21 protein-coding genes are annotated in these 26123 nt (G+C 69.0%); 13 read left to right on the top strand and 8 right to left on the bottom strand.

What is annotated here, in order from left to right; genetic code table 11:
- Positions 1-37 precede the first annotated feature (37 nt).
- Complete coding sequence (locus DTQ71_RS14270) at positions 38-1072, bottom strand: sugar-transfer associated ATP-grasp domain-containing protein (protein WP_170125433.1); 1035 nt, start codon at positions 1070-1072, stop codon at positions 38-40.
- A gap of 3 nt (positions 1073-1075) precedes the next feature.
- Positions 1076-2308: a lipopolysaccharide biosynthesis protein gene (locus DTQ71_RS14265; RefSeq protein WP_109564970.1), complete on the bottom strand. Its 1233-nt coding sequence runs from the start codon at positions 2306-2308 to the stop codon at positions 1076-1078.
- 395 nt (positions 2309-2703) lie between these two features.
- Here DTQ71_RS14265 and DTQ71_RS14260 point away from each other — a divergent pair, with 395 nt between their 5' ends.
- Positions 2704-3507 (top strand): sulfotransferase family 2 domain-containing protein, encoded by an 804-nt coding sequence (locus DTQ71_RS14260; RefSeq protein WP_109564969.1) that lies wholly within the window; start codon positions 2704-2706, stop codon positions 3505-3507.
- 75 nt (positions 3508-3582) lie between these two features.
- Here DTQ71_RS14260 and DTQ71_RS14255 read toward each other — a convergent pair whose 3' ends face one another.
- Positions 3583-4914, bottom strand: a complete 1332-nt coding sequence (locus tag DTQ71_RS14255; RefSeq protein ID WP_146204863.1) for a hypothetical protein — start codon at positions 4912-4914, stop codon at positions 3583-3585.
- Positions 4901-7099 (bottom strand): GumC family protein, encoded by a 2199-nt coding sequence (locus tag DTQ71_RS14250; protein WP_109564967.1) that lies wholly within the window; start codon positions 7097-7099, stop codon positions 4901-4903. The genes DTQ71_RS14255 and DTQ71_RS14250 overlap by 14 nt, the downstream gene beginning before the upstream one ends.
- A 491-nt stretch (positions 7100-7590) precedes the next feature.
- On the opposite strand from DTQ71_RS14250, the gene DTQ71_RS14245 reads away from it, so the two are divergent.
- Both DTQ71_RS14245 and DTQ71_RS14240 read left to right on the top strand, forming a co-directional pair.
- Positions 7591-8787 (top strand): glycosyltransferase family 4 protein, encoded by a 1197-nt coding sequence (locus DTQ71_RS14245; RefSeq protein WP_109564966.1) that lies wholly within the window; start codon positions 7591-7593, stop codon positions 8785-8787.
- A complete protein-coding gene (locus DTQ71_RS14240; RefSeq protein WP_109564965.1) occupies positions 8784-9722 on the top strand; it encodes a sulfotransferase family protein in 939 nt (312 codons plus the stop codon). The genes DTQ71_RS14245 and DTQ71_RS14240 overlap by 4 nt, the downstream gene beginning before the upstream one ends.
- Here DTQ71_RS14240 and DTQ71_RS14235 read toward each other — a convergent pair.
- Entirely contained in the window at positions 9647-10927 is a 1281-nt protein-coding gene (locus DTQ71_RS14235) for a glycosyltransferase family 4 protein (RefSeq protein WP_170125432.1), read from the bottom strand. The two genes, DTQ71_RS14240 and DTQ71_RS14235, sit on opposite strands and share 76 nt — an antisense overlap.
- 453 nt (positions 10928-11380) lie before the next feature.
- On the opposite strand from DTQ71_RS14235, the gene DTQ71_RS14230 reads away from it, so the two are divergent.
- Together DTQ71_RS14230 and DTQ71_RS14225 are read left to right on the top strand one after the other, a co-directional pair.
- Positions 11381-12790 carry a GMC oxidoreductase gene (locus DTQ71_RS14230; RefSeq protein WP_109564963.1) on the top strand — a complete coding sequence of 470 codons (1410 nt, stop codon included), beginning with the start codon at positions 11381-11383 and terminating at the stop codon, positions 12788-12790.
- The gene (locus DTQ71_RS14225; protein WP_146204862.1) at positions 12787-13356 is read left to right on the top strand and encodes a hypothetical protein; all 570 of its coding nucleotides are present in this window, start codon (positions 12787-12789) and stop codon (positions 13354-13356) included. Before DTQ71_RS14230 ends, DTQ71_RS14225 begins: the two co-directional genes overlap by 4 nt.
- Positions 13357-13820: 464 nt before the next feature.
- Here DTQ71_RS14225 and DTQ71_RS14220 read toward each other — a convergent pair whose 3' ends face one another.
- On the bottom strand, positions 13821-16400 hold the full coding sequence (locus tag DTQ71_RS14220; protein ID WP_109564961.1) for a calcium-binding protein: 2580 nt from the start codon (positions 16398-16400) through the stop codon (positions 13821-13823).
- 353 nt (positions 16401-16753) lie between these two features.
- Between DTQ71_RS14220 and DTQ71_RS14215 the strand changes: the two genes are divergently transcribed.
- The 8 genes from DTQ71_RS14215 to DTQ71_RS14180 all read left to right on the top strand — a co-directional run bounded on the left by DTQ71_RS14215 (position 16754) and on the right by DTQ71_RS14180 (position 22838).
- Positions 16754-17359 (top strand): hypothetical protein, encoded by a 606-nt coding sequence (locus DTQ71_RS14215; RefSeq protein ID WP_109564960.1) that lies wholly within the window; start codon positions 16754-16756, stop codon positions 17357-17359.
- Complete coding sequence (locus DTQ71_RS14210) at positions 17356-18015, top strand: ABC transporter ATP-binding protein (RefSeq protein ID WP_109564959.1); 660 nt, start codon at positions 17356-17358, stop codon at positions 18013-18015. The genes DTQ71_RS14215 and DTQ71_RS14210 overlap by 4 nt, the downstream gene beginning before the upstream one ends.
- Positions 18012-19169, top strand: coding sequence for an ABC transporter permease (locus DTQ71_RS14205; protein WP_109564958.1), 1158 nt, complete (start codon positions 18012-18014; stop codon positions 19167-19169). Before DTQ71_RS14210 ends, DTQ71_RS14205 begins: the two co-directional genes overlap by 4 nt.
- 11 nt (positions 19170-19180) lie before the next feature.
- Positions 19181-19939, top strand: a complete 759-nt coding sequence (locus DTQ71_RS14200; protein WP_245947536.1) for a DUF4198 domain-containing protein — start codon at positions 19181-19183, stop codon at positions 19937-19939.
- Complete coding sequence (locus DTQ71_RS14195; RefSeq protein WP_109564957.1) at positions 19936-20274, top strand: hypothetical protein; 339 nt, start codon at positions 19936-19938, stop codon at positions 20272-20274. The genes DTQ71_RS14200 and DTQ71_RS14195 overlap by 4 nt, the downstream gene beginning before the upstream one ends.
- Positions 20271-21143: a metal ABC transporter substrate-binding protein gene (locus DTQ71_RS14190; protein WP_109564956.1), complete on the top strand. Its 873-nt coding sequence runs from the start codon at positions 20271-20273 to the stop codon at positions 21141-21143. Before DTQ71_RS14195 ends, DTQ71_RS14190 begins: the two co-directional genes overlap by 4 nt.
- 90 nt (positions 21144-21233) lie before the next feature.
- Complete coding sequence (locus tag DTQ71_RS14185) at positions 21234-21800, top strand: hemerythrin domain-containing protein (RefSeq protein WP_109564955.1); 567 nt, start codon at positions 21234-21236, stop codon at positions 21798-21800.
- A 3-nt stretch (positions 21801-21803) separates the two neighbouring features.
- Positions 21804-22838 carry a glutathione S-transferase C-terminal domain-containing protein gene (locus DTQ71_RS14180; RefSeq protein ID WP_109564954.1) on the top strand — a complete coding sequence of 345 codons (1035 nt, stop codon included), beginning with the start codon at positions 21804-21806 and terminating at the stop codon, positions 22836-22838.
- Positions 22839-22851: 13 nt separating this feature from the next.
- On the opposite strand, the gene DTQ71_RS14175 is transcribed toward DTQ71_RS14180, so the two are convergent.
- Positions 22852-23745 carry a sugar kinase gene (locus tag DTQ71_RS14175; protein WP_109564953.1) on the bottom strand — a complete coding sequence of 298 codons (894 nt, stop codon included), beginning with the start codon at positions 23743-23745 and terminating at the stop codon, positions 22852-22854.
- A gap of 1320 nt (positions 23746-25065) precedes the next feature.
- The gene (locus tag DTQ71_RS14165) at positions 25066-26073 is read right to left on the bottom strand and encodes a zinc ABC transporter substrate-binding protein (protein ID WP_109564951.1); all 1008 of its coding nucleotides are present in this window, start codon (positions 26071-26073) and stop codon (positions 25066-25068) included.
- Positions 26074-26123: the final 50 nt, after the last annotated feature.

Raw genomic sequence — 26123 nt, 5'->3', positions numbered from 1 at the left:
GCGCGGCGGCCGCGATGGGGTGTCGAGGGGCAGGTCCTTAGCCATTGGATTGACCGCGCGCCCAGCCAAGATCCGCGAAACATGGGCCTTGCGTCGCCTCGGCAAAGCTGACGACGCCGCCCTCCCATTCCAGTACGCGGATCCGACCGCTCGCGTCGCGGACCAGATCCCAGCAGAGATAGCGCGCCAGCGGCAGCTTGCGGTGCAGGGAAGTGACGATCTCAACGAATTCGTCGAGCCCGGGCAGGCTGCGACCTGCAAAGCTGTCGCCGGTATCCGGATGCGCTGTGACCGGCGTCCAATCGGCCAGGTAGCCATCGGCGGCCAGCAGACCCGTGCGCCAGTCGACCGGCACCCGCACCTGGCTGGCCGAGATCACATGCGACTCCGCCTTGCGTCCCATCTTGAGATAGGCGGTCCGGACGGAGACCTCTCCGTCGTGCCCGACCACGGTCCCGATCCGCAGGGTGGCGAGGGAGGGCATGTCGATCTGCGCGAAGCTGTCATGGGGGATCAGGCGCGGTTGCAGCACGCCGTTGCCCAGACGCGCGATCCGCGCGGCGTCGAGGTCGCGGGCCGACAGGAATCGGATGCCGCGCCCGAACCCCGAATGGTCGGGCTTGAAGACGAGATCCTTGGCTTGCCCCGCCAGCTCCGACGGGTCGCAGGGCGTGTAGTCCGCCCACATCAGCCGCCCGTTCACGCAATAGGCCAGATCGGGGAAGGCGTCCGACCCGAACAGAGCCGTGTTCGCGGCGCGGTGGCGGGCCATGTGCTGATAGCCACCATTGGCCCGGTCCAGCACCTCCGAGAAATAGTAGCTGACCGGCAGCCAGCCTTCCCGGAATTCACCGCGACACTCCGAGTAGAGATGCAGCCAGGGAGCGTGTTGCCGGGTGCCGAACACGTCGCCGGAATAGGCCTCGGCGCGGCGCTTGAACTCTGACGAGAGCCCGCCGGGCCGGCGCGAGAGCCGCACGAGGCCGGCCCGCGCCTCCGCCAGAGACCGGCGGACCCGGCGCTCCAGCATCGCGCGCTGGATCATGGACCTGGCCGAGGCGGCGACTCCCACGGGCTATCTCCCCTCGGACGCGTCGGGGGCGTCCTTCGGCAGGGGGGGCGGCATCGCGCGCAGGACGAAGACGAACAGGGCCGCGTAAAGCGTGGCATGGGTCGCCGTCAGCGCGACCATCGACCAAGCGGCGCCCGCGATGCCGTAGCTCGGGATCAGCAGGACCGAGACGACCGCCGCCGCCGCCAGGCCACTCGCCGTCACCAGCAAACGCTTCCGAAAGGCTTGGCCCGCGTTCATCGCGGCGACGAGCGGGGCGCTCGTCACGCTCAGCGCCGAGGCGAAGATCACGATAGTCAGCAGGTCGCCGCGGCGATAGTCGACCCCGAAGACCAGTTCCAGCAAAGGATCGCCGGCCAGCCAGGCCACCGCGACCATCCCCGCTCCGAAGCCGCCGCAGACGAGCGACATCAGCCCCACGGTCCGCAGGAAGGGCGCGCGCCGACCGTTGCGGTAATACTTTCGCAGCCTGGGGGCGACCGCGCCGCCGAGGCTGTTGGCGACCATCAGCATCGCCGAATGGCCATAGGCGAGCACGCCAAACAGACCGACGGCGGCCAGCCCGGCATGGCGTTCCAGGATCAGCGGCGGCGCCGCGAGGGCGGCCCGCAGACACCAGCCCGAAAGCCCCAGCGGCAGGATCCAGTAGGCCAGCCGGAGCACCGTCCGGGCCTGCGCCCGCGACAGCTCCGCCCAGCTGGTCCGCGCCCCGATCCGGCCGAGCAGGGGGCGGTCGACCAAGACATAGCTCGCGACCCAGGCCAGGGCCTCGCAAAGCAGAGCCAGCGGCAGGGCGCGGGTGTACCAGAACACGAGGCCGAACGCCGCCAGCCCCATGCCGCCGCGCATGGCGTTTGAAATCGCCGTGAAATCCAGCCGCTCCGCCCGCTGGAACATCCCGTGATTGAGCGCCATCTGCGCGCCCGAGAACTTCACCAGTGCCAGGGCGATGGCGGAGCCGTAGACCAGGAACCCGTCCTGCCCATATAGCCCCAAAGCGATGGCGGCCGTCGCAAGCAGCGCGAAACTGCCGCCGGCCAGCCGCAGCGCGACGTAATCGGCCCGGCTGTAGGAGACGAGATCGTCGACGCTATGCGCGTCCCGCATCCCCATCGAGGTCAGGAAGAAAAGGGGCGTGACGATGGCCGAGGCAAGCGTCAGCGCCCCGACATCCTGCGGCGTGCCGAGCCGGGCCACGAGGATCAGGATGGCGAATTGGGTGACCGCGAACACCATGCGCCCGCTGACCGCAAATCCGATATTGCGACGGAGAGAGGGCGCCCTGGTGCGCGGAAGGGGTCCGATAGACGTCATCGCGATCTAGAAAAAAGGGCGCCGGTCTGGCGGCAATCGATACGCAGGCATCAAACTCTACGATCCGGCTCCCGTCGCTGTCCACCGCTAACGCCCTGCCTCCGGAGACAGGGCGGCGAAACCGTGCAACTCCTTTTGCGCAACAATTCGGCGTGGGGGCGCAATGCGCCGGGTGAAAAGGTAAATTCACAAATCCGGCGCGAAAGATGCCGAAAAGATAGGCGTTTTGGAAAATCCCGACGCCGACTCGCGCCTTGTCTTTGCCGCGGCCTCGGGGAAGTCTTGCGCCGGCCGGAAGGCGAGACAGGAGCCACGCCATGAATGTCGTCGATACCGCGAAATCCCTCCGTCGCGCGATGCTGGATCGTGCCCTTCCGCAGCGTTTCGTGTTCCATCATGTCCCGAAATGCGGGGGAACCTCCGTCGGGCGCGCCTTGCGCAAGCGCTATCTGCTCAGCCAGGCTACGGTCGTCCCGGAGTCGAGTTTTCGCGCATTCGAGGCGTTCACCGGTCGCAGCGACCGCGAGCGCATGCTCGTCGACGTGCTCGATCTGCGCGAACAGATGCTGCTTTATCTGATGTATGAGGATGTGCGGTGCATTTCGCTTCACGTCCGCTTTTCCGAAGTGGCCTATGACCGTTTCCGGGAGCGCTACAAATTCATCACGATCCTCCGCGATCCCGCCGCGCGCTTTCTGTCCCATTACAACTGGAGCTTCGACAAACCCAATGCGCATGCGAGAATTGAAGAGCCGTTAGAGGAATTTCTAACGACGGACCGCGCCCGTCAGATGGGCGCGAGCTACAGCGAGTTTTTCAGCGGTTTGCCCAGCGATGCCGATTTCGGGTCCGCTGAGGCGATCGAGCGCGCCGTGCTCAATCTCAAGAAGTTCTCGGCCGTCGGCCGCCTCGACGATCTCGACGGATTCCGCGCCCAGCTGAGAGACAGGCTCGGAATCCGGGTCAGGATCGGGCACGAGAATCGCGGCGGCAAAGGGCGCAGTTCGCTGACCCTGTCGGACCTTGCGCCCGAGACCAAGGCCGAGATCCAACGGATCTGCGCCCCGGACATCGCCGTCTATGAACGCGCCTTTGCCGGCGGGATGGATGTCAGGGCCTAGCGGGGCCCGTGATCCGTCACTGTCCCGGGTCGCGCCCCCGCGTCGCCGGCCCGGTCCCGGGGGGCACGGCGCCCTTCACCCCTGGCGGCGGAGGCTCGTCCAGCGGTTGAGCGCAAGGAGCGCGGCAAAGGCCATGATGGCCATCCATTCTCCCAGGGCGGGATGCCCCGCGCCACCCGCGACCCAGACCCGGAACATCGGCAGCAGCGGCAGGACCGCCACCCATTCCGGCCGGATGGGGAGCGTCCAGAAGCCCGGACGGGTCACGATCCTGGCGCAAAAGACCAGCCAGAAGGTGAAGAGGCTCAGATAGGCCGCGACCACCAGCAGGAACGCGAGCAGACCCGAATGCATGAAGGCGCCCAGAAAGAGGTTGTGCACCGGCTGACCATGCAGTTCCGCATAGCCGCTCCCGAGCAGCAGGCTGTCGTTTATCCGCGACATCGCCCAGCTATACTGGCCCAGCCGCGCATCGGTGGAATGGTCGGAAAAGGTGAAGCGGTCCCGCAGCGTCTCGACGATCGCGCTGTCTGAGGTCGCGATGATCGCAAGGGCCACGATCCCGCTGATCGTCGCGAAGGCCATCGCGAAGGCACTGAACAGACCGATCCGCCGCGCCCGGAGCGCCCCGATCAGCGCGGCGAGCAGCAGCGAGACCATCGCGGCCAGCAGCACCGACCGCGCGTTCAGCATCAGCAGCAGAACCAGGAAGACGCCCAGGATCAGAAGGCCCGGGCGGTCCCGCTCGCCGGGCACGCGTCCGGCCGCAAAGAGTTGCATCGCGATCAGCAGGGCCACGGCCACCGCGTTCTTCTGCGCGGCGGTGATCACCAGGTCGTCCGTCTCGAACTGGGCGTTGAAGATGTCCCGGAAGAAGGAATAGGTCAGAAACTCCAGATCGCCCGCCGTAAAGAATCGGGTCAGCGCCTCGACCCAGCTGGTACCGAGGCCACGGGCGATGATCTCGGTCGTGACCACGAAAACGACCGGCGCGGCCAGTCCCGAGAGCCTGAGCACGCGGCCGACATCCCGACCGGCGATCAGCATCGCGCCGAATGCGATCCCTGACCCGATGAAGAAGACCTGCCGGATCGGAATGCCCTGGGCCGGGCTGCCCTTCAGCGCGACCATGATGATCAGCAGGTAGAAGACGTAGGGCAGCAGAAACGGCGTCGCCTCGCGGGTGAGGCCGACGAAGCGGGACGCATGCGCATCCGAGACCGCGATGACCGCGAAGGCGAGCAGCACCGCCAGATAGGGCAGCACGATATCGAAGCCGCCGAGCCGCGTGACCTCGATCCATTGCAGCGGCAGGAACGCCATGAACAGGATGGCGGGATTGACGACCACAAGCCGGTCGAAGAGGCCGGGTCCGGGGCCGCGAAGTGCCGTTTCAGACAGAGACACGGGCCTGAGCCGTGCGCTGCGGCGGACCGGACGGGGTGAAGGCCTCATAGGCCTCGCCGTAATAGGACAGCGTCCTCAGATCGACGGCCGTCAGGGCGATGCCGGCGACCCGGTCGGGCGGAAGCGTGGAAAGCGCGGCGCGCGCCACGTTGCGTGGCGTCTGCGCCCAACGGACCACGAAGGCGACGCTGTCGGCCATTTCCGCAAGGATCTGCGCATCGGCCATGTTGGCGACCGGCGGGCCGTCGATGATGATCACGTCGAAGATCTGCCGCGCGTCTTCAATGTACCAGGACAGTGCCTCGCTTGCGAGCATATCCGACGGGTTCCCCTTCACCTCGCCGGCGGGCAGGGCAAACAGGTTTTCCTCGACCTGGAGCGCCTCGTTCAGATCCCATTCGCCGCTCCGCGCGAGTTCGGCGAGCCCCTCTTCGCCGTCGAGGCGCAGCAGCCGCGACAGGCCCCTGCGGCGCAGGTCCGCGTCGATCAGCAGCGTGCTCTGCCCGGCCAGGCGGGCGGAGGTCGCGAGGGCCGCGGCCAGGCTCGTCTTGCCTTCGCCCGGATTGGCCGAGGTCAGCAGCACGACCTTACCCATCTCGGTTTTGGACAAGCCAACCAGCCGGTGCCGCAACGTGCTGACCGCCTCCGAGAATGGCGCCTGGGGCTGGATCGCGGGCAGGTCCAGGGCACTCGATCTGCGCGGCAACCGGGGCACGCAGGCGAGGACGGGCAGTCCCAGGCCCTGCTGCACCTGCGTCACCTTTCGGAAGCCGGTCTCCATCGCCTCGCGGAAGAGGCCGCGGAAGGTCCCGATCGCGGCCCCGAACATCAGCCCCATGACCACGAAGAACTTGCTCGGCGGATAATAGGCGTCGCGCGGGATCGAGGCGGCGTCGATGATCTCGACCCCGCTCGTCAGGAAGCTGACGCTTTCCTCGGCGAGCGCCGTCTCCGACAGATAGCGCTCATAGAGGATGCGATAGGCGGCGGCACGGCGTTCCAGCTCGCGCAGATCGACGCCGAGACGGCTGGCGGCGTTGGTGTTGCCCCCGACTTGGGCCAGTCTTTCCAGCAGTAGGCTCTGCCGTGCTTCCAGGGTCTCGACCTCGTTGCCGATGGCGACCACGACGCGCCGGACCTCCGCATCGAGCTGCGCTTCGGTCGTGGCGATCTCGTCGCGGATCGCATCGAGGCGCGGGTTCTCGACCCCGCGATTGCCCAACTCCGCCTCGCGCCGCCGAAGGCTCAGCACGTCCTCGCGCAGCGCCGCGATCAGCGGAGAGGCCAGGACGTCGGGCAGCAACTGGATGTCGCCGTTGGCCGCCAGGATCTCGCGCGCGCGGTTATAGGCGGCGCGGCGTTCGGCCAGTTCGGTCTGCGTCAGGATCAGCTGGGTGTTGAACTCGGTCAGCTGCTGCTCGCTGAGGGTCTGGCCCGGGGCGCCGCCGATCAGGTCGTTTTCGATCTTGAAGGCCGCGACGGCATCTTCCGCCTCGGTCACCTGCTGCTGCAACTGGACTGCGCGCTCGTCGAGCCAGCCCGACACCCGTCCCGCCCGTGCTCTCTGCGCGGCCTCGCGGCTCCGGACGAAGGCATCGCCCACCGCATCTGCGACCCGCGCCGCAAGCCGGGGGGATGTGGCGCTGAAGGAGATCTCGATGACGTTCGTGTCGTCCTCGCGGCTGACCGACAGGTTTCGCGCCAGGACGCGGACGGCGAAATCGACCTCGGGGTCGTCTTCCGTATCGGGCCCCGCCGGCGGGGCCGGATTGCCGAGTACCCAGCCGCGGATTGTCCCGATCTGCGTCTGGAGCCAGGATTTCGGTTCGCGCTGAAAGAAGCGTTCCTCGGTCAGGTTCTCGGCGATGACGACTTCGCGCAGCAGCCGGCGGGATTCGATGACGAAGATCTGGCCGTCGACATAGCTGTCATCGGTGATCGCCCCCGGTCCCTCGGCCTCCAGGGGCCGGTCGACCGGCTTCTCCACCAGCAGAAGCAGGTCGCTGCGAAAGCGATCCTCGACCTGAAGCACGAGATAGGCCGCCACGATCCCGCCGAGCAGGGAAAATCCCAGAATGCTCAGCCACCACCGGCGCAGGAAGGCGATGCCCTGGCGGAGCACCTCGGCAAGAGCCGCCTCATCGGGGACCGATTCGGCATGGGTGGGCCGGACATCTGTCATCATTTACCCAATCACTCTGGAGTCGGTTGCTTGTAGCAGAAGCCCCGAAGCTGCGAGGAAAAACTCTGTACGGCGATCCGTGACAATCATCGACTCATCCGCCCCCTGACGCGAAATGCGGCAATCCTGCCAAGCCTGCGGCCACCGCTCGGCCACGCCTGCCGGACATCCGAGCGGGAGGGCGGAATCGGCGCGGCGTGCCCGGGGCCTGCCCCGGGGTGGCGCGCCGAATCGGGCCTTCCCCTCCGTCGATCATCTCGTGGACTCAATTGTAACAGTTATGTATCCTCTACTTTTGGGGTGTGGCGCTTCTGTGGTAGTTTTTTTGCCGCGGGGGGGCGTGTGTGTAAGTGGGTGATGAAGGGGAGGCGGAAGAGTTCGGGGAGAGACGCGGACCGCGAGAGGGCCTAGTGCGTCTCCCGCACCGGTCAACCGTCCTGCCTCCTGACCCGGGCTCCGTTCCGCCCCGTCTCGCCGGGAAAGGAAGGCGAGCCATGAAAGTCCTGAACGTCTGCGAGACCGCGCATGGCGGTGTCGGCATCTACCAGAAGGTGATTTCGCGGCTCGAAGCCGACGGGCACGAAATGCACCATCTGCTTCCGGCGCAACATGCCGACTTCGTCGGAAGCGGCCTGCGCCGCCATCTCTTCGATCGGCCCGGCCGCGGTGCCACGGCGGTGCGAAACATGGTCCGCGCCATGCGGCAACTCGTCCACCGTCTCGATCCCGATATCGTCTTCTTTCACAGCACCTTCGCCCTGGCCGGCCTGGCCGCGCTGCGGCTTGGCGGCGACAGGCGCCCTGCGATCTATTGCCCGCATTCCTGGGCCATCTCGACGGTTCGAACGAACGGCTTGAAGGCGCGGCTGGTGCGCGCCGTCGAGGGGCGGTTGGCGGGTCTGGCGGATTGCGTCGTCTGCGTCTCCGAGCATGAGCGGGCGCTGGCCGAGCGGCTTGGCTATCGCGGACGGTTCGTCGTGCTCGAAAACGCCGTCCTGCCGCCTGCGCCAGACGCGGATGGCGCGCTCTTTTCCGATGCGCCCGATGCGCTGCATCTGCTGTTCGTGGGGCGGCTCGATCCGCAGAAGGGCTTCGACATCCTGTTCGAGGCTCTGCGCCGGGCGGATCGTCCCGACCTCAATCTCTACCTCGTCGGCGGTTCCGTGCGCGGAGACGGGGTCACCGGCCCCCTGCCGCACGGCGTGCACAAGATCGGATGGGTCGCCGGGGACCAGATCGACTCGTGGTACAAATCGGCCGATGCGGTCATCGTGCCGTCGCGCTGGGAAGGCTTGCCGTTGGTCATTCCGGAGGCCTTCCGTAACGGGACCCCGGTTCTGTGCTCCGATCGCAGCGGGATGGACGCCCTGGTGCGCTCGGGCGAGACCGGCGCCGTGTTTCCGCTCGATGCCGAAATCCTCGCCGAGCTGTTGCGGGGCCTCGACAAGCAGGAACTGCGCCGGATGCGCCCGGCCTCCCGCGCGGCCTACGAGGCCCGCTTTTCGGCGGACAGGCTGTGCCGTGGGTTGGACGACCTGTTCCGGGAGCTTGCCGACCCCGATCGCAGGCCCGCCGCGGAGAGCGGCCGTGCCCGCGCCCGGAGGGAGCGTGGCGGCGCATCGCATCTGGCCTCCGCCGCCCGCCTCGAAAGCCATGACCCGTCCCAGATCGCGGGGTCACGGGACTCATGAGCCGATCCACGGCTGCGGCCCAGGCGGAGTGGCTGCCTGACCTGTTCATCTGCGGCGTCCCGAAAGCTGGGACGAGCGCGGTCCACGCCTGGCTTTGCGATCACCCGGACGTCGTCGGGGCGCGTGACAAGGAGGCGTGTTTCTTCGTCGATCCGGACAGCCACATCTACCGCCCGGAGGCCAATGTCCGGTCCGACTGGGAGGCCTATCGCCAGCAATTCGATCTGCCCGGCGACCGCCGTCCCGCGGCGATCCTCGATTCCACGCCCGCCTATATCTACCAGGAGACCGCGCTGCGCCATATTCCCGATCTCGCGACGGCGCCGCGATGTATCTTCATCCTCCGCGATCCGGCAGAGCAGATCCGGTCCCTTTACGGGTATTACCGCAACAACTGGTCCTACATCCCCGAGGCCATGTCCTTCGAAGCTTACGTGGCCGCCCTGCATGCCGGAGGCGAGACCTTCGGCGGCAACGAACTGGCCCGGGACGCGCTGGGGAACGCGGATTACCTGCGCTATCTCCGCCGATGGCGCGCGGCGCTGGGGGAGGAGCGGATGTTCGTGGCGACCTTCGACACCCTTCGCCGGGATCCGCGCGGGTTCATGCAGGATCTGGCGGATTGGATCGGCCTGGAACGGGGCTTCTACGACGGTTACGCCTTCGCGACCGAGAACGAGACCTACCGCCCTCGCAGCCGCGCGCTCCAGCGGCTCAACATCGCCGTCCGGGCGCGGTTGCCGAAGGGCCGGGCCTATCACGCGCTGCGCAAGGTCTATCGCAAGCTCAACGCCCGGCCCGGCGGCGAGGAGGTCGCGGCCGATACCCTGGCGACGCTCCGGGAAGAATTCGCCCCGGGTTATGCCGCGCTGGAACGGGAATTCGGGCTCGACCTGTCCGCCTGGCGGGGCGCGGTCGAGAGCAGCCCTTCATAAAGGGCGATGAGCCGGTCGCGATGCGCCTCCGGAGCGACCCTCCGGGCGAGCGCCGCGCTGTCGAACGTCCCGACCGTGTCCAGCCGCCCGAGCGCCGCCACCAGCGAAGCCGTGCCGGGCGTGTCGTAGACGATCCCGTTCTCGCCGTCGCGGATTTCCTCCGCGGCGGCGCTCCAGCGGCCGCAGACCACTGGGATGCCGCGAAGCTGCGCCTCGATCGGCACGAGGGGCTGGCCCTCGTACCACAGGCTGGGAAAGACCAGGGCACGGGCTTCGGAGAGATGGCGCTGCACGTCCTCCGGGGTGACCCAGCCGGTGATCTCCGCCTCCGGGTTCGCCTTGCGGATCGGGTCCGCTTCCGGTCCGTCGCCGACGAAGCGGACGGGCAGGCCAAGCGCCCGCGCGGCCTCGGCCAGTTGCAGCGCGCCCTTTTCGCGCGAGAGGCGGCCGACGAATACGAGGTGGCGATTTGCGCGCCAATCCACTTGCGGCCCCCCGGCCTCGACCGGGTTCGGCACCGAATGCAGACGGACCCCCTCCGGCAGATAGGCTTCGATGGCGCGCCGCTGCGTCTCCGAGATGAAGATGACGTCGCGCAGCCCGCCCGGCAGCTTGCCGGGCCCGGCCGCCACGGCGCCCCGGACCAGCCGCCACATCTTGTGGGCCCGATGGCGCACATCGCAATCGGTGGCGATGCAGGACGCGCCAAGCGGCTTGCGTGTGCAGATCTCGTTGCGGCGATAGTCGTAGAAGCCGCCATTCGGACAGGCGAGGAAATACTCGTGCATGGTGAAGACGCTGCGCAGGGGGCCATCCGCCAGGACGCGACCGATCGCCGGCGACAGCGCCTTGGCGAAACCGTGACAATGCAGCACCGTCGAGGCGGGATCGTGCTCGGCCGTCACCTTTCGGAGCGCGGTCAGCGCGGGGCCGTTCCAGATCCCGCGCGCCATGGCCCGCAGGCGGTTCGGATCGTCGAGAATGGTGCGCTGATCGAGGCAGACGGTCCGGATGCGCGGATGCTCCAGCGCCGCGCTGACCGGCCCGCAGGCGGCGAAGAAGGTTACGTCGATGCCGCCATCGGCAAGCAGCAGGGCGCTGTCGATCGCCACCTTGGCCTGGCCGCTGATGAGGTCGGCGAAATCTCCGACGATCAGCACCTGGCGCAGGCGGGACGGGCGGGCGGTGCTGTCGGCGTCGGTCATCTGGCGTCGGTCCTCTGGGCAGGGGAAACTGACGGGGGTATCGTTCCCTTTCAAGGCGATCATTTGGCCGGATCGCGGTCCTGTCGGCGCAGGGCGGGCGCCGACTGCGGTCTTTGCGGGTCCGGGTTGCCGCTCGGAGGTCGGACAAGCCGTCCCTCCCCGTCCGAAGCGGCGCCCCCATGACCGCCCCGCCGCGTCGCATTCCGACGACAGGCGCGCCGAAATGTCGTCCCAGCCATGAAATCGGCCCAACCTGATCCCAATTCGGCGTAGTCTTTTCCTGCCCTCCGTTTCGGACATGCGCAGGAGATCAGGATTGGCCCGAAGATTTGACAGACGCAACGTCCTTGCCTCGATATTGAACGTAGCGGTCCTGCTGGCCGGATCGGGGTCCGTCTTTTTCGGTCGGCGCGTGCGTCGCGGCGTCTGGCTGCTTCGGAAAGACGATAGCTGATGATCATCGACCTCAATTCCGGGGACGGCCCCGCCGAAGGGGCCTACGATACCTGCATCATCGGCGCCGGAGCAGCGGGCATCACCCTGGCCCGCAAGCTGGCGCAGGCCGGCAGACGCGTCGCCCTCTGCGAAGGCGGTCTCGACTATTACACCGACGCCTCGCAGGACGTGTATCGCGGCGAGATCCTCGGCGATCCTTATTTTCCGCTCGATTCCTGCCGGTTGCGCTTTCTCGGGGGGAGCACGAACCATTGGGGCGGCATGTGCCGTGTCTTCGACCCCGTCGATTTCGAGCGCGGCGATCTCGGCCCCGAATTCGAATGGCCGATCCGGGCCGACGCCATCGCGCCGTTCCTGGCCGAGGCCTGTGCGCTGGTGGATGTCGATCCCGCCTTCGGCGACGGCCCGGTGGATGGCAGCGCGCGGGTCAAGCATATCGATTTCAAGTTCTCGCCGCCGACCCTGTTCGAGCAGAAATACCGCGCCGAGCTGGAGCGGTCCGACCAGATCGACCTCTATCTCGCGGCGAACTTTCTGGACCTGGAAAGCGACGGGCAGACCGCCAGCTCGGCGCGTTTCGCGAATTACGACGGCGCGCAGGTTACGATCCCGGCGGATCGCTTCGTGCTCGCCATGGGGGGCATCGAGAATTCGCGGATGCTGCTCTGGCTCGACGCGCGTCACGGCGGGCGCTTCTTCGACGCAGGCCTGCCCATCGGCCGCTACTGGATGGAGCATCCCCGCACCCGCGTCGGCGAGGCCATCGTCTCGACCTCGGTCGAGGAGCTGGAGTATTTCGGGCTGCGCTCCTCGGTGCTGCGAGCGAACGGGATCATGAACTGCCGTCTGGAGCTGGATCGGCAGGGCCGCGACCGGACACGCCGGCTTCTGAACGAGATCCTGTGCATCGCGCCGGGCCTCGGACGCCGTCTCGTGGCGCTGGCGGATCGCAACCTGGTCTGTGGCGTGCGGATGCGCACCTCCTCCGAACAGGCGCCCTTTGCGGATAACCGGATCGCGCTGTCGGAGGCGCGGGACAAGTTCGGCATCCCCTTTTCTGAATTGCACTGGCGGACCCGGCAGATCGACCGCGACACGATCCTGTCCTCCTGTTTGCTGTTCAACGAATGGCTGGTGGATAACGATCTGGGCCGCATCCGCCTGGAGGACTGGCTGGCGGACGGGGGCGACTGGCCCGAGCACGAGGATTACGGCGGCAATCACCACATGGGCGGCACCCGGATGGGGCGCAGGGATCTTTCGGTCGTGGATGAGAATTGCCGCATCCACGGCTCGGACAACATCTATGTCGCGGGCTCCTCGGTCTTCGCGACCAGCGGCCACGCCAACCCGACCCTCCCGCTGCTGCAATTCACCCTTCGGCTGGCGGCGCATCTGACCGCTTGACCGGCCCTGGCGGCGCGTCTGGCGCAGGGTGGGCACAGCTCGGCATGGGGTTTGAGGGCGGCTTTATCGTTCGGGCGGCGTTCCGCCGCCTGATGATGGGAAGCCAGCGCGGAGAACGGAATCGCGCGCGAGATCAGCGTGATCGGTTGCCGGTCGAGGGGAGCGACGCGGCCGTTGATCCGGCTCGCGGCCGGTTCCGGATCGACTGCGCCGCGCGGTTCCTCGGTGAAGACGGCGACACCGAGATGCTCGGCAACGCGGCAAGCAACGTTCTCGCCTCGGGCGGTGGCAACGACGTCATGACGGGCGGAGAGGGGGCGGACGACTTCGCCTTCCAACGGACCGATCCCCCGCCGGACGCGGCGATCATGGATTTCGATACGCAGGACAAGCTGCTCCTGGACGACCGGTTCTTCGGGTTGGGCGATAGCGGTACCGACCCCAGAGCACTGGCTCCGGCCGACATCCGGGGGCTGCTGAACGACGGGCTCGCCTCGTTCAGCCTGCGCAACAAGCAGCTCTTCTTCGATATCGACGGACGGGACGGCCCTGGCGGCTGCAGGTGATCGCGACCTTCGAAGGCCCGTTACGGCTCGGCATCGATAACGTGATGCTGTTCTGAGCATGTCGCGCGTCGGGACCTCTCCGCAGGCCAGGGGCCGTTCCCATGGGCATCAAGGCCAACCGACGAGGTTTCACGTGCGCGGCGCGCGTGGCGCGTGCATCGCCTTCGGGCAGCCGGTGGGTGTGCGCGGGGCCTGGGATGCGGCGATACCCCGCTGCGAAAGCCTCGGAGCTTCGTCCGCAATGCGGCCTGTCTCGCGCCAACCGCTGCCGCAGTCCATCGCGAACAGCCGCTTCGGGCTGGCCGCGCCGCCGAATACGGCGGCCGGTCTCCCGCCGCTCCAAGCGCTTCGCGCGCCCGGCTGAGATGTGCGGACCGAGCGTGCCGGATCACCTCTGATCGCGGTCCTTTCTTCCCGGCGGCGCTCCGCCCCCGCCGGGACTGCGATGGCCTGTGCGCCGCGCCTCAGAACAGCAGCACGTCGTCGGCGCCCAGCAGGGGTTTGTCGTCGATCACGGCCACGACGTCGCCGCCGAGGCTCAGCTCGCCGGTGCTGCGGTCATAGGCCGCCGCGCCGGAGGCCAGGGCATTCGCGACCGTCTGGGCGTCGGCCGGGCGCGGGTTGATGCCGGGATCGCCGCCGAAGAAGCGATCGTCGATGGCGAGACGGTCACCCGCGGCGAAATCGGTGATCGTCACCGGGTCCCCGCGATTGGCGAATTCCAGGACGAAGACGTCGTCGCCCCCGCCGCCGGTCAGGATATCCTCACCGCCGCCGCCCCGTAGGATGTTGTTGCCGTTATTCCCGAAGATGCGCTGATCGACGTCGTTGCCGGTCACGTCCAGATTGTCGCGGCCGAGGAGGCGAACGACTTCCACTTCGGCGCTGCCCAGATCGATATCGACGCGGCCAAAGACCTGGTCGGAGCCCTCGCCCGGCAGTTCGATGACGGTGTCGCCTGCATCGGTGATCAGGTAGCGGTCGTCGCCGGGACCGCCCTCATGCACGTCGTTGCCCGCCTGACCGCCCAGGTCGTCATTGCCGGCGAGGCCGCGCAAGATGTCGTCCCCGCCGCCGCCAGTGACGGTGTCGTCACCGCTGCCGCCGGTCAGGGTTTCCGCAGAGGCGGTGCCGGTGATCCGTTGGTTCGGGTCGGGGTCACCGCCGCCAGTGTCGCCGCCGCCTCCGGTGCCGCCATCGCTGCCGCCCGCGTCGTCAAGCGCGTCGGCATTGAAGACGTAAATCTGTCCCGGCCGGTCGAAGCCGTCTTCGCTGATGAGTTGTCCGGGTGCGCCGAGCAGCAGGGACGGGCTCTCGCCCAGCTCTGCCGAGGCGATGGCGAAGCCGAGGGAGTCGTCCTCGCCCGCGGTCAGCTCCGTCACCCCGCCATTGGCGACGCCTTCGGCCAGACCGAGATTGTTCAGCGCGTCGAAGCTTGCGAGGGGCGAGTCGCCGTCGCGGCCACGGATGATGTAGACGGTGCCGGCGCCGATGCCTCCCTCGGACAGACCGACGCCGAAATCGTCGATCCCGTCGCCGTCGATATCGCCCAGACCCACAAGGCCGATCCCGAGCGTCCCGAGGATCTCTTCGTCGGGATTGTCGGTCGTGAAGACATCGTCCAGCGCCACCGGCGCGCTCGCGCCCGCAGTGGCGCCGGTCAGGAAGAGATCGGCCGCCGCCGCCAGCCCGCCTTCCTGCACGATCTGTGTCAGGGCGTCCTCGCCGCCGAACAGGCCGTAGATCCCGCCCGCATTGACATCGAGCGTCGCCCCGCGCTGCACGTCCAGGAGCGGCGCGGAGACCGCGAGATCGTCGAAGCCGTCGCCGTTCACATCGCCAAGATTGGACGGGTTGAAGCCCGCCAGCGTGAACTCCCCGGCCCGTAGGCCCTCCAGGAAGATCTCGTCGCGCAGATCGACAGACGCCGCTGCTGTCTCGGGCGCCGACAGCAGAAACAGCCCGCCGGTGGCATAGGGGTCGGGCGCGGCCGGGTCGACCAGCGTGCCGCCGAAGGCGACCCCGATGGCCAGCTCGTCCCGGCCGTCGCCGTTCAGATCCACCATCGCCAGGCTGTCGAACAGGCCGACGCTGCCGATAAAGTCGGGCACCTGGTCCCCGCCTTCGATGCGGGTCGTCACATAGCCGCGCACGAGGAAGCCCTGGCTGCCGTCGCCGCCGACGATGTCGGTGGCCAGATCGACCGTCGGGCTTGGCGTTTCGCCCCCATAGACGACATAAAGACGGCCGAGCCCTTCCCCGGGGTTCGGGATGTCGATGGGGATGTCGAACCCAGGGATATCGGGGATGTCGGGAATATCGGTGATGTCCGGGACCTCGAATTCCGTCCCGTCCGGGTTGTAGAAGGCGCCCGCCCCCTGGAACGTGCCGACCACCACATCGTCGAACCCGTCGCCATTGAGGTCGCCGCCGCCGGCAAAGCTGAGCCCCAAGCGCACGAAATCGGGTTCGCCCGCGATCGTGGTCACATCGGTTACCGGCGCCGCCAGGTCCAGCAGGCCACTGTTCTGAGCGATGGCCTGGGCGGCGTCCGGGCCGCCATAGAGGATCGTGGCGGTCCCCGGGCGGTGGTCGAAGCCAATGTCGAAGAGGCCGTCGGAGGGGACCTCGACGAAGCTGGGCGCCGCGAGTAGGATATCTGCGAAGCCATCGCCATTGACGTCGCCCGCGGCCTTGGCGTCGGTGAAGTCGTCCGTCAGCGCACCGACGATGCCGAAGCCCAGATCCGTCAGCGCCGTCGTGGACAGGTCCAGTGTGCTGTCCCCGCTCACCGCGGCGGCCAGCGCGCTGCCGCCATAGACCACGAAGGCGCCGCCCGCGTCGGTCCGCGGCGCGACCGGTGAGGGCAGGTCCAGGCCCGGCGTGCTGATGACCACGTCGTCGATCCCGTCGCCGTTGAAGTCGCCCAGGGTCTCGACGCGCGCGCCGACCCCGAGGGACGCGGCACTGGAGCCGGGCTCTCCGAGAGCGGTGAAGTTGAGGTCCCCGCTGTCGCCGAGAAGCGTTCGGATATCGATGGCCATGATATGCTATCCCCTGTTGCGTGCCTCCGCGCCGCAGCCAGGAGGCCGTCCGATGGCTCCGTTATCGTCAGACAAGTGCCTGTTACGCAAGGGGAGGAGGCACGGCGGGCGGTTCGGCGACCTTTGGCGCGAAGGGCAGGACGCCGCCGCCTCGGGCGGAAAAGCCAGCCAATCCCGGCCTCTGCGCGGATGTGCCCGTCCTTGGGGTCGCGGGCGAATTCGTCCTGCGCGTCGCGGACCGGAGGGGCCGCAGCCGGGGAGCCGACCGCCGGAAGCAGCCCTGTCAGCCGCCAGGACGGCCTGACGCGCAGTTCGGCGTTGTGACGCGCTTACAGAGCACTAACTAGGGCGCCATGACTGTTTCCGACGTCCCGTCCCCCCGGCGCGCCCCCGCCATTTTGCTGAGTGTCGCGCTTCTCGCGGCCCTGGGCGCTGGCGTCTGGCTGCTGCGCCCGGCGCCGCCGCAGGTGCTGCCCGCGCCGGGGCTCGACGGGCCGGTGGACGCGGCGGGCCTGCGCGGCGAGGGCTATGGCGTGACGCTCGCTGTGCTGGCCGCGGTCTATGCCGCCTTTGCCGAGACGGAGGAGCGGGCGATCTATGACGGGCTGGCGCAGGTCGCGGCGGGCGACGCGCTGGAGGATCTCTACCTGGAGCGGGCGGGCGCGCTGGCGACGGGCGGCCTGCCCGACCAGGTCGTGCACGAACTCAGCCTGACCGACGGCACCTGGCGCATGGAGGGCGAGGTGATGACCGCCGATGTGCGCTGGGCGGTGCTGGGCGAAGTGGGCCATGCCGAGCACACCCATATCCGCGGCAACGCCTACGCCGCCGAGCTGACCATCGCCCCGGCCGAGGGCGCTTGGCGGCTGACCGGCTTCCGCCTGACCGATGTGGACCGCACCGAGGCGGGCACGCTGACGACCCTCCCCGGCGGCGACGCGGGATCTTCCGACGGATGATCGAAATCCGCGACCTGCGTTTCGCCTATGGCTCGGGCTTCGCGCTGTCGGTGCCCGTTCTGGATGTCGCCGCGCGGGAGCGGGTAGCGGTGGTCGGGCCGTCCGGTGCGGGGAAGACGACGCTTCTGAACCTCGTCTCGGGCATCGCGGTGCCCGATGCGGGCCGGGTGACGCTGGATGGGAGGGCGATTTCGGCGCTCCCCGACCGGGCGCGCCGGGCCGCGCGCGCCGCCTCGGTCGGCTTCGTCTTTCAGGAGTTCGCCCTGGTCGACTACCTCTCCGCCGAGGAGAACGTCCTCTACCCCTATCGCGTGGGCACCGGGCTGGCCTTGGACAAAGAGGCCCGCGCCCGCGCCCGCGCATTGCTCGCCGAGTTCGGGCTGGGCGAGAAGACCCGCCGCCGTCCCGCCCAGCTCAGCCAGGGGGAGCGGCAGCGCGTCGCCATCGCCCGCGCCCTTGTGACCCGGCCCAAGGTCATCCTCGCCGACGAGGCGACCGGGAACCTGGACCCGGCGAACAAGGCAGCCGCGCTGGACCTCCTCTTCGCGCAGGCCGCCGAGACCGGGGCCGCGCTGCTGTGCGTGACCCATGACCACGAGCTCTTGCCTCGCTTTGACCGGGTGATCGACTTCGCCGATCTCGGGGGGACGGCATGAACGCGCTCTATCTCGCCGCCGCCAACCTGCGCTTCCACTGGGCGCGGACCCTGGTGCTGGTGGTGGCCGCCGCTCTTGTTCTGTCGGTGCCGGTGTTGACGCGGACGCTGCTGGCGCAGGGCGAGGCGCAACTCGGCGCCCGGGCCGAGGCGACGCCGCTCTTGCTCGGCACACGCGGTTCGCGGCTCGATCTGGTGATGGCGGGGGCCTATTTCACGGACGACCTGCCGGAGCCCACCAACATGGCCGCCTCCGAAGCGGTGTGGGACTCGGGGCTGGGCATCCCCGTCCCGCTGCATACCCGCTTCACCGCGGGCGGCGCGCGGGTGGTGGGCACGACGCTCGACTATTTCGACCTGCGCGCGTTGGAGGTGGCCCAGGGGCGGCCCTTCGCGCTGCTGGGCGAGGCGGTGCTGGGCGCGGGCGCGGCGGCGCGGCTGGGCGCGGGCCCCGGCGATGCCATCCTGTCGGACCCCGAAAACCTCTTCGACCTCGACGGCGCTTATCCGCTGGAGATGACGGTCGTGGGCGTGCTGGCTCCGACCGGGACGCCGGATGACGACGCCGTCTTCGTGGACATCAAGACCGCCTGGGTCATCGCGGGCATCGGCCATGGCCATGACGACATCCTGGCCGAGGGTGAAGACGCGGCGGCCGCCGCCGCCCGCGCCGTGCAATACGCCCGCATCACCCCGGAGAATATCGACAGCTTCCACTTCCACGGCGATCCCGCGACCTACCCGGTCACCGCGGTGATGGTCGCGCCCTATGACGACCGCTCCGCGACGATCCTGCGGGGCCGCTACCTGGATGCCGAGGGACCGGTGCAGGCCGTCGTGCCCGCCGACGTGATCGAGGCGCTGGTGGCGCGGCTTCTGCGCATCGCGGCGCTGGTGGATGCGGTGACGCTGGTGGTCGGCATCGCGGCGGGTCTGGCGCTGGGTCTCGCGCTGTTCCTCTCCTGGCGGCTGCGCGCGCCCGAGATGCGGACGGCCTTCGCGCTGGGGGCGGGCCGTGGCACGATCGCACGCATGGCGCTGGCCGAAGTCGCGCTGGTGATAGCCGGGGCCGCCCTGCTGGCCCTGCCGCTTGTCATTGTCTTGTTGTCTCAGGCACCTACCATCGCAGCCAGGCTGATCGCCCTCGGATCCTGAAGGAGCATTCCGTGACCCGTCTGACCCTTGCCGCTCTTGCGCTTCTGGCCGGCACCCCCGCCGCCGCGCATTACGGCATGATCATCCCCTCCGACCCGATGCTCGCCCAGGAGGAGGGGCGCGCGGTCGACCTGACGATCTCCTTCTCCCACCCGTTCGAGGAGGACGGGATGGTGCTGGAACGGCCCGAGGTCTTCACCGTCACCCATGCGGGCGAGACGACCGACCTGCGGGGCGCGCTGGCCGACGCGACCGTGATGGGCGCGCCCGGCTTCACCCTGACTCACGCGCTGGGGCGCCCCGGCACCCATGTCTTCGCCATGACGCCGGTCCCTTACTGGGAGCCGGCCGAGGACGCCTTCATCCAGCATTTCACCAAGACCTATGTCTCCGCCTATGGCGACGACGAAGGCTGGGACGCGGAGTTGGGTCTGCGCACCGAGATCGTGCCGCTCAGCAAGCCCTTCGGCCTTTGGGCCGGGAACGTCTTTCAGGGGATCGTCCGCCTGGAGGGCGAACCGGTGCCCTATGCCGAGGTCGAGGTCGAATTCTATAACGAAGGCCAGCAGGCCTCCGCCCCGTCCGAGCTTATGATCACCCAGACGATCAAGGCCGACGCGAATGGCGTCTTTACCTATGCCGCGCCCGCGCCGGGATGGTGGGGCTTCGCCGCGCTCAATACCGCGCCCGAGACGATCGCGTTCGAGGGCGAGGAAAAGCCCGTCGAGCTGGGTGCGGTGATCTGGGTCCATTTCGAGGCATGGCAATGATCCGCGCGCTTGTCCTGACCGTCGCGCTCGCCCTGGCCGGACCCGCGCTGGCCCATCGCGTCAACGTCTTCGCGTCGGTTCAGCCTGCCGATGCCGGGGAGGTCGTGGTCGTCGAGGCCAAGTTTTCCTCGGGCCGCATTCCGGCGCTGGGCGAGGTCGTGGTCGAGGATGCCGAGGGCAGGGTGCTCGCGACCTTGCCGCTCACGGACGGCACCGCGCGGTTTCCATTGGACCGGGGCGCGGCGGCGGGTGGCTTGTCGATCACCGTGCGCACCGATGACGATCACGAGGGCTATTGGCTGCTGACCCCGGCCGATCTGGGGGAGGGCGCATGAGGGCGCTCGCATTTCTGGCGCTGCTGGCGGCGCCCGCCTGGGGGCAGGATCGGCCCGTGATCGTGGCCGACAGCTACGCCGTCGCGCAGTTCGCGCAGGCGCTGGCGGGCGACGCCGCCGAGGTGCGGCTCGCCGTGCCCGAGGGGCGCGACCCGGCCTCCTGGCGGCCGAGCCTGTCCGAGATCGTCGAGATCCAGGCTGCCGATCTGATCGTGCTGAATGGCGCGGGGCTGTCGGACTGGACGACCCGCGCGGCGCTGCCCCGGTCGCGCACGGTCGACACGGCGCGCACCCTGTCGGATGCGCTGATCGCAACGGATACGATCACCCACAGCCATGGCGCCGAGGGCAGCCACAGCCATGAGGGGATCGATCCCCATATCTGGCTCGACCTCGATCTCGCCGCGGAGCAGGCCGAGGCGCTGGCGGCGGCGATGGCCCGTGCGCTGCCCGATGGGCCGGTGGCCGCCAATCTCGATGCCCTGCTCGCCGAACTCGACCGGCTCGACGCCGCGGGCGACGCGCTGGTCGAGGGCATGCCGGTGCCCGCGATCACGAGCCATCCGCGCTATGCCTATCTGGGCCGGGCCTATGGGTTGCAGGTGACGGAACTCGACTGGGGGGCGGGCGTCGCGCCCGAGGCCGCGCAGTTGGCCGAGTTGGAGCGGGCCGCCGCTGAGACCGGCGCGCGCCTGCTGATCTGGGAGGCCGAGCCCCCCGCCGCCGCCCGTGATGCGGTCGCCGCCCTGGGGCTCGCTCAGGCGGTGGTTCCGGCCCTCGCCATCCCGCCCGCCGAAGGCGATTTCGTCTCGGCCGTCGAGGCAGGGCTCGTCGCGCTGGCCGAAGCTCTGGCAGCGGTCTCGCCTTAGGACCGGCCCCCGCGCACAGCCGCCCTGCGTCGGGGCGCCTTTCCCTTGCGGCAGCCTGGTCCCATCTCTCCGGGCGAAAGGGGACAGCCCATGCTCGACACCTACACCATCCGCACCCATGACATGCCCGAGGAGATGCGCATCCTGCTCGACCGCTACCCGCGCGAGAGCTGGGCCGACCATCCGGGCTTCGCCGAAAAGACCCGCCATTGGCTGGGCGCGCATCGGATGTTCCGCCGCTTGGCGGCGGGGATCCGGCAGGACGGCGAGTCGCTTCTGGACGGGGAGATGGAGGCCGGGGCCTATGCCGACCGGCTGGCCTATCTCGGCGGCCATCTGATCGCCAATCTCCACGGCCATCACGGCTGGGAGGATCGCAGCTACTTCCCGGAGCTGTCCGCCGCCGATCCCCGCTTCGACGCCGGTTTGGCCCTGCTGGAGCAGGATCACGCCGATCTCGATGCGGTGCTCGACACGTTCGACCGCCGGGCCAATCGCGCCATCGTTCTGGCCGATCTGGAGCCCGCGCAGTTGCGCGACGCCGCCGGGGAGGTCCACGCGACCGCCGAGACCATCGAGGCCTTCCTGGAGCGTCATCTCGGCGACGAGGAAGATCTGGCGGTGCCGATCATCCTGCATCACAGGCTCAGGGGGTAAACCATGGCGAGCGACACTTCGACCCAAGAGGATCAGACCGACGCCGCCAAGCGCCGCGCCGCGGGCGAATTCGTCCGTGGCGTCAGCGGTTTCCGCCATGCCATCGGCGAGGCGGAATTTCCGGCGGAGCCGGGGCGCTATCACCTCTTCGTCGCGCTGAACTGCCCTTGGTGCCATCGCGTGACGCTGGCCCGCGCCCTGCTGGGGCTGGAGCAGGCGATCACGATGGACGTGGCCTTCCCCAACCGCACCGGCGACGACGACCCAGTGGGGGCAAGCCTGTGGGAATTCGCGCCCGACCGCGTCGCGACGCTCACCGGCGCGCCCTTGCCCGAATGCACGCCCGAGACCGGGACGGGCGAGGGGCTGCGTCTGGCCGTGGACATCTATGGACGGGAAGGATCGTCGGAGCGGTCCTTGCCGATCCTCTACGACAAGACCGCTCGGCGCATCGTCAATAACGAGAGCGCGGAGATCCTGCGGATGTTCGACGCCCAGGCCGAGGCCCTGGGCAGCACGCTCCCCCCGGGAGAGCGCCCGCGTCTCCTGCCCGCCGATCCGGCGCGGCGGGCGGAAGTCGAGCGGCTGAACGACCGCATCTACACGGCGATCAACAACGGCGCCTACAAGGCGGGGTTTTCTTCGGACCAATCGGTCTACGCCACGGCCTTCGACGCCTATTTCGAGACGCTCGCCTTCCTGGACGATCTGCTGTCGGACGGCCGTCCCTTCCTGACCGGAGAGACCTTCACCGAGGCCGATCTGCGCCTCTTCCCGACCCTCTACCGGCACGACCCGGTCTACATGGTTCGCATGAAGCTCAACGGCGCGCGGATTCTCGATTATCCGCATCTCTGGCGCTGGCTTTGCCGGGTGCATGGGATGCCGGGCGTGGCGGCGGCCGGGTCGCTGATCCATTGCCGCCAGGGCTATTTCGGCCGGACGGGAAATGGGGTGGTGCCGCTGGGGCCGCAGGTCCCGATGCCCTACCCGGAGGCCTACGCCCATCCGGAACTGGCCGGGGCCGCGCGGCCCTGACCGGGGGCGGGCGTCAGACCGGCACGGTCTCCACCAAAGCGCCCCGGCCCTGCACGACCTGCGCCGAGAGGTGGCATCCGCGGGCGATGGCGTCGGGCAGGGGTGCGCCTTGGGCGAGCCCCGCCAGAAACCCCGCGTTGAAGCTGTCGCCCGCCGCTGTCGTGTCCACGACATCTTGCACCGGGGCCACCGGCACGGTGCCGTCCGCGTCTGGGCTGCGCCATAGGACGGGATTGGCTCCGTCCTTGACGACGACCAGCCGTGCCCCGGCTTCGGCATAGCGCGCGGCGGTCGCGGCCGGATCGGCGTCGCCGAACCAGGTTGCCTCGTCCTCATGGGAGGGCAGGGCGATGTCGGTCCGCGCGGCCATCTCCATGATGGCCTGAGTCATGCTGGCGGCGTCGGGCCAGAGCCGGGGCCGCAGGTTCGGATCGAAGGCGATCGTGGCGCCGTGCCTCCGCGCGGCGTCCAGCGCGGCGATCAGGGTCGCGCGGGCGTCGGGTGCCAGGATGGCTAGCGTGATCCCGGAGAGATAGATCGTGTCGGCCTCCGCCATGGCGGCGGTCAGGCGGGCGGGATCGTCGGCCAGCCGCCGCGCGGCGGACTGTCCCCGCCAGTAGGAAAAGCTGCGCTCCCCGTCGGCGAGGGTGATGAGGTAGAGCCCCACCGTCGACCCGGGCAGGCGGGCGACATGCGCGGTCCCGACGCCGCCGGCCTGCATCGCGGCCAGCATCCGGTCGGAGATCGCGTCGTCGCCCACCGCCGTGAGATACTCCACCGCCACGCCGAGCCGGGCGAGATACCAGGCGGTGTTGAACGTGTCGCCCGCAAAGCCCAGCCGGTAGTCGCCCGGATTGGGCGCGGGGGCCAGCTCGGCCATGCATTCGCCGATGGAGAGAACGCGCATCAGGCCGGGGCGCCGGACGCGGGGGCGCGGCGTGCGCGGGCGGCGCGCGCCTGAGCGGTCCGGCCTGCTGCGGAGGGATCGAGATGGACAAGGGTCATTCCGGCTATGACAAAGCCATTCGACCGGCTTTGTCCAGAATGCGCCCGTTTGGGGGCGCCGCGACCGCTCAGCACCGGCGCCCCCTTGCCCCGCCGCTGAAAGCGCGGCCGCTCCCCGGCCATCAGGCTGCCTTCGGGGGCGATCTGATCGGATAGCGCCGCCGCGGGCTTGCCGTGCGACAGCAGTTCGGAGGCGCCGTCGGAGGCGCGAGGCGAAGCATACGTCCAGCCCCGCCGTCTCCTTCTCCATGGCGCGGGCGGCGGGCTTCGCCCTCATCCGGCGCCGAACCTCGACGCGCGACCGGTTGCGCCCCGCCCCGTCGTGCCGCGAGGGGTCCAGCGCGTGTCCCGCAATCCTTGCCCCGCACGACAAGGACCGGCGCCGTCAGGTCGCGCGGGGTCAGCCTGCGCGCGCCTGCGTTGGGCGGTGACGTCCGCCCAGGCCGGACGGCGCACCTTTGCCGCGAAGATGCAGCCTCGGCGTCGGAAGACGAAGTTGTGCTCGTTCCAAGGCCGTTCACCCAGGGCGCGCCGCAGGCCAGGACGGTGGCCTGGTGGATGGCTTCCGCTTCAGTGTTTCGGGTGAGGGCCTCCGGCGGAACCGCTCCGCCATCTGCATCCCGGCTCGCGGGAGCCGCGATGCACCACCGGGACCGCTCGATGCACAGGAAGTGCCCTGGGGACCATATGCTCCTGCGCCAGCCGCAGCATCCGCTTGCCCGGCTCGAAAGGGGGGGGCGAGGTGGCGACGTCCAGCGCGGTGGCGGGGTCCGGTTCGCCCAGATCGCTCCTCATCCGCGCGCAGCAGCCATCGGTCGAACGCATCGCCGGATGGATCACTCGCCCGACGGCGCTGTGCGTGCGCAGGATCGGGGCCGTCGTCTCGCGCAGCTTGGCGAGGCACGCGGCCTCGTCCGCGTCGGCGGGGGCAGGTTTTCGTGGCCCGCTACCGCGCCCGCCTCCTGGAGCGGCGGGTGGACGGGCGCGAGCGCCGCGGGGATAGGCACGAGGACCATAGCCATCGGTGCGTTCCAACAGGGCGGAGATCCGTGTCTGCCGCAGTTCAGGGTTATTGAGCGAGGTCGCCTGGGGCGCTTCGCCGTCTCGCGAAGGGCGACGGCCGACGTCAACGACGCCGACCGTCTGCGCGAATTTCTCGTGCGATTCTGGCTGCCCTGGGCCGGTCTGCGCGACGAGGCCGCCGCCGGTCCGTGATGGCCCCTCAGCCGCAGTCGGCCAGCGCCTGCGCGAGGTTGCGCATCATCTGCGGATAAAGCATCGGCCCGGGTTCCAGCCCGGAGCCGAGCGGGTCCATCACGGCGGTGCCCGCCTCGGTCCCGTCGAGCACGGTCGCGACCAGCGCGGCGTTGAACTGCGGCTCCGACAGGACGCAGTCGATGCCCGCGCCCGTCACGCGCGCCTGGATCTCGGCGATGCGCGCCGGACTCGGATCGGTCGCGTCGCTGAGCGAGATGGCGCCCGCGGCGGAGAGGCCGAAAGTCGTCTCGAAATATTGATAGGCATCGTGGAAGACGAGGAAGCTCCGGCCCCGGACAGGGGCGAGCGTGGTCTCGATCTCGGCGGAGAGGGCTTCGATCTCCGCCCGCCCGGCGGCGGCATTGGCGAGATAGGTCTCCGCGTTCGCCGGGTCGGCGGCGGAGAGCTTGCCCGCGATCACGTCCAGCCAGGCCGCGGCATTGTCGGGCGCCAGCCAGGCATGGGTGTCGTGCTCGCCATGCGCATGCCCGGCATGATCGTCGTGACCGTGCTCCTCATCGTCATGCCCGTCGTCGTCATGCCCATGGTCGTCGTGCCCGTGCTCATCGTGTTCGTGCTCGTCGTGATCTTCTTCGCCATGGTCGTGCGCCTCGAAAAGAGCGCCCTCGCGCATCGGCAGCAGCGTCACGCCCTCCGCGTCCAGCAACGCCGTGACCTCGGCCCCTTCGGCCAGCGTGCCCAGGGCGTCGGCCAGCCAGGGCGTCAGATCCTCTCCGGTCCAGAACACCAGATCCGCGTCCTGAAGCGTCCGCGCTTCGGAGGGGCGCAGGCTGTACTCATGCGGGCTCGCCCCGGCCGGGATCACTAGCGCAGGGGTGTCGACGCCCTCCATCACCCGCGCCACGAGCGAATGCACCGGCGCGATATCGGCGGCCACGCGGGGCGCGTCGGCCAATGCGGTGGACGACAGAAGGGCCGTGGCTGCGGGGATCAGGGGCAGCGATCGGATCATTTCTCACTCCGAGTAATTGTATAACATTACGAAACCCGTTACACGCGTCC

It is taken from the genome of Jannaschia seohaensis (assembly GCF_900116765.1).
GTDB classification, from domain to species: Bacteria; Pseudomonadota; Alphaproteobacteria; order Rhodobacterales; family Rhodobacteraceae; genus Jannaschia; species Jannaschia seohaensis.
The sequence above is the reverse complement of the archived record's forward strand: the minus strand, read 5'-3'. Positions and strand labels throughout refer to the sequence as shown.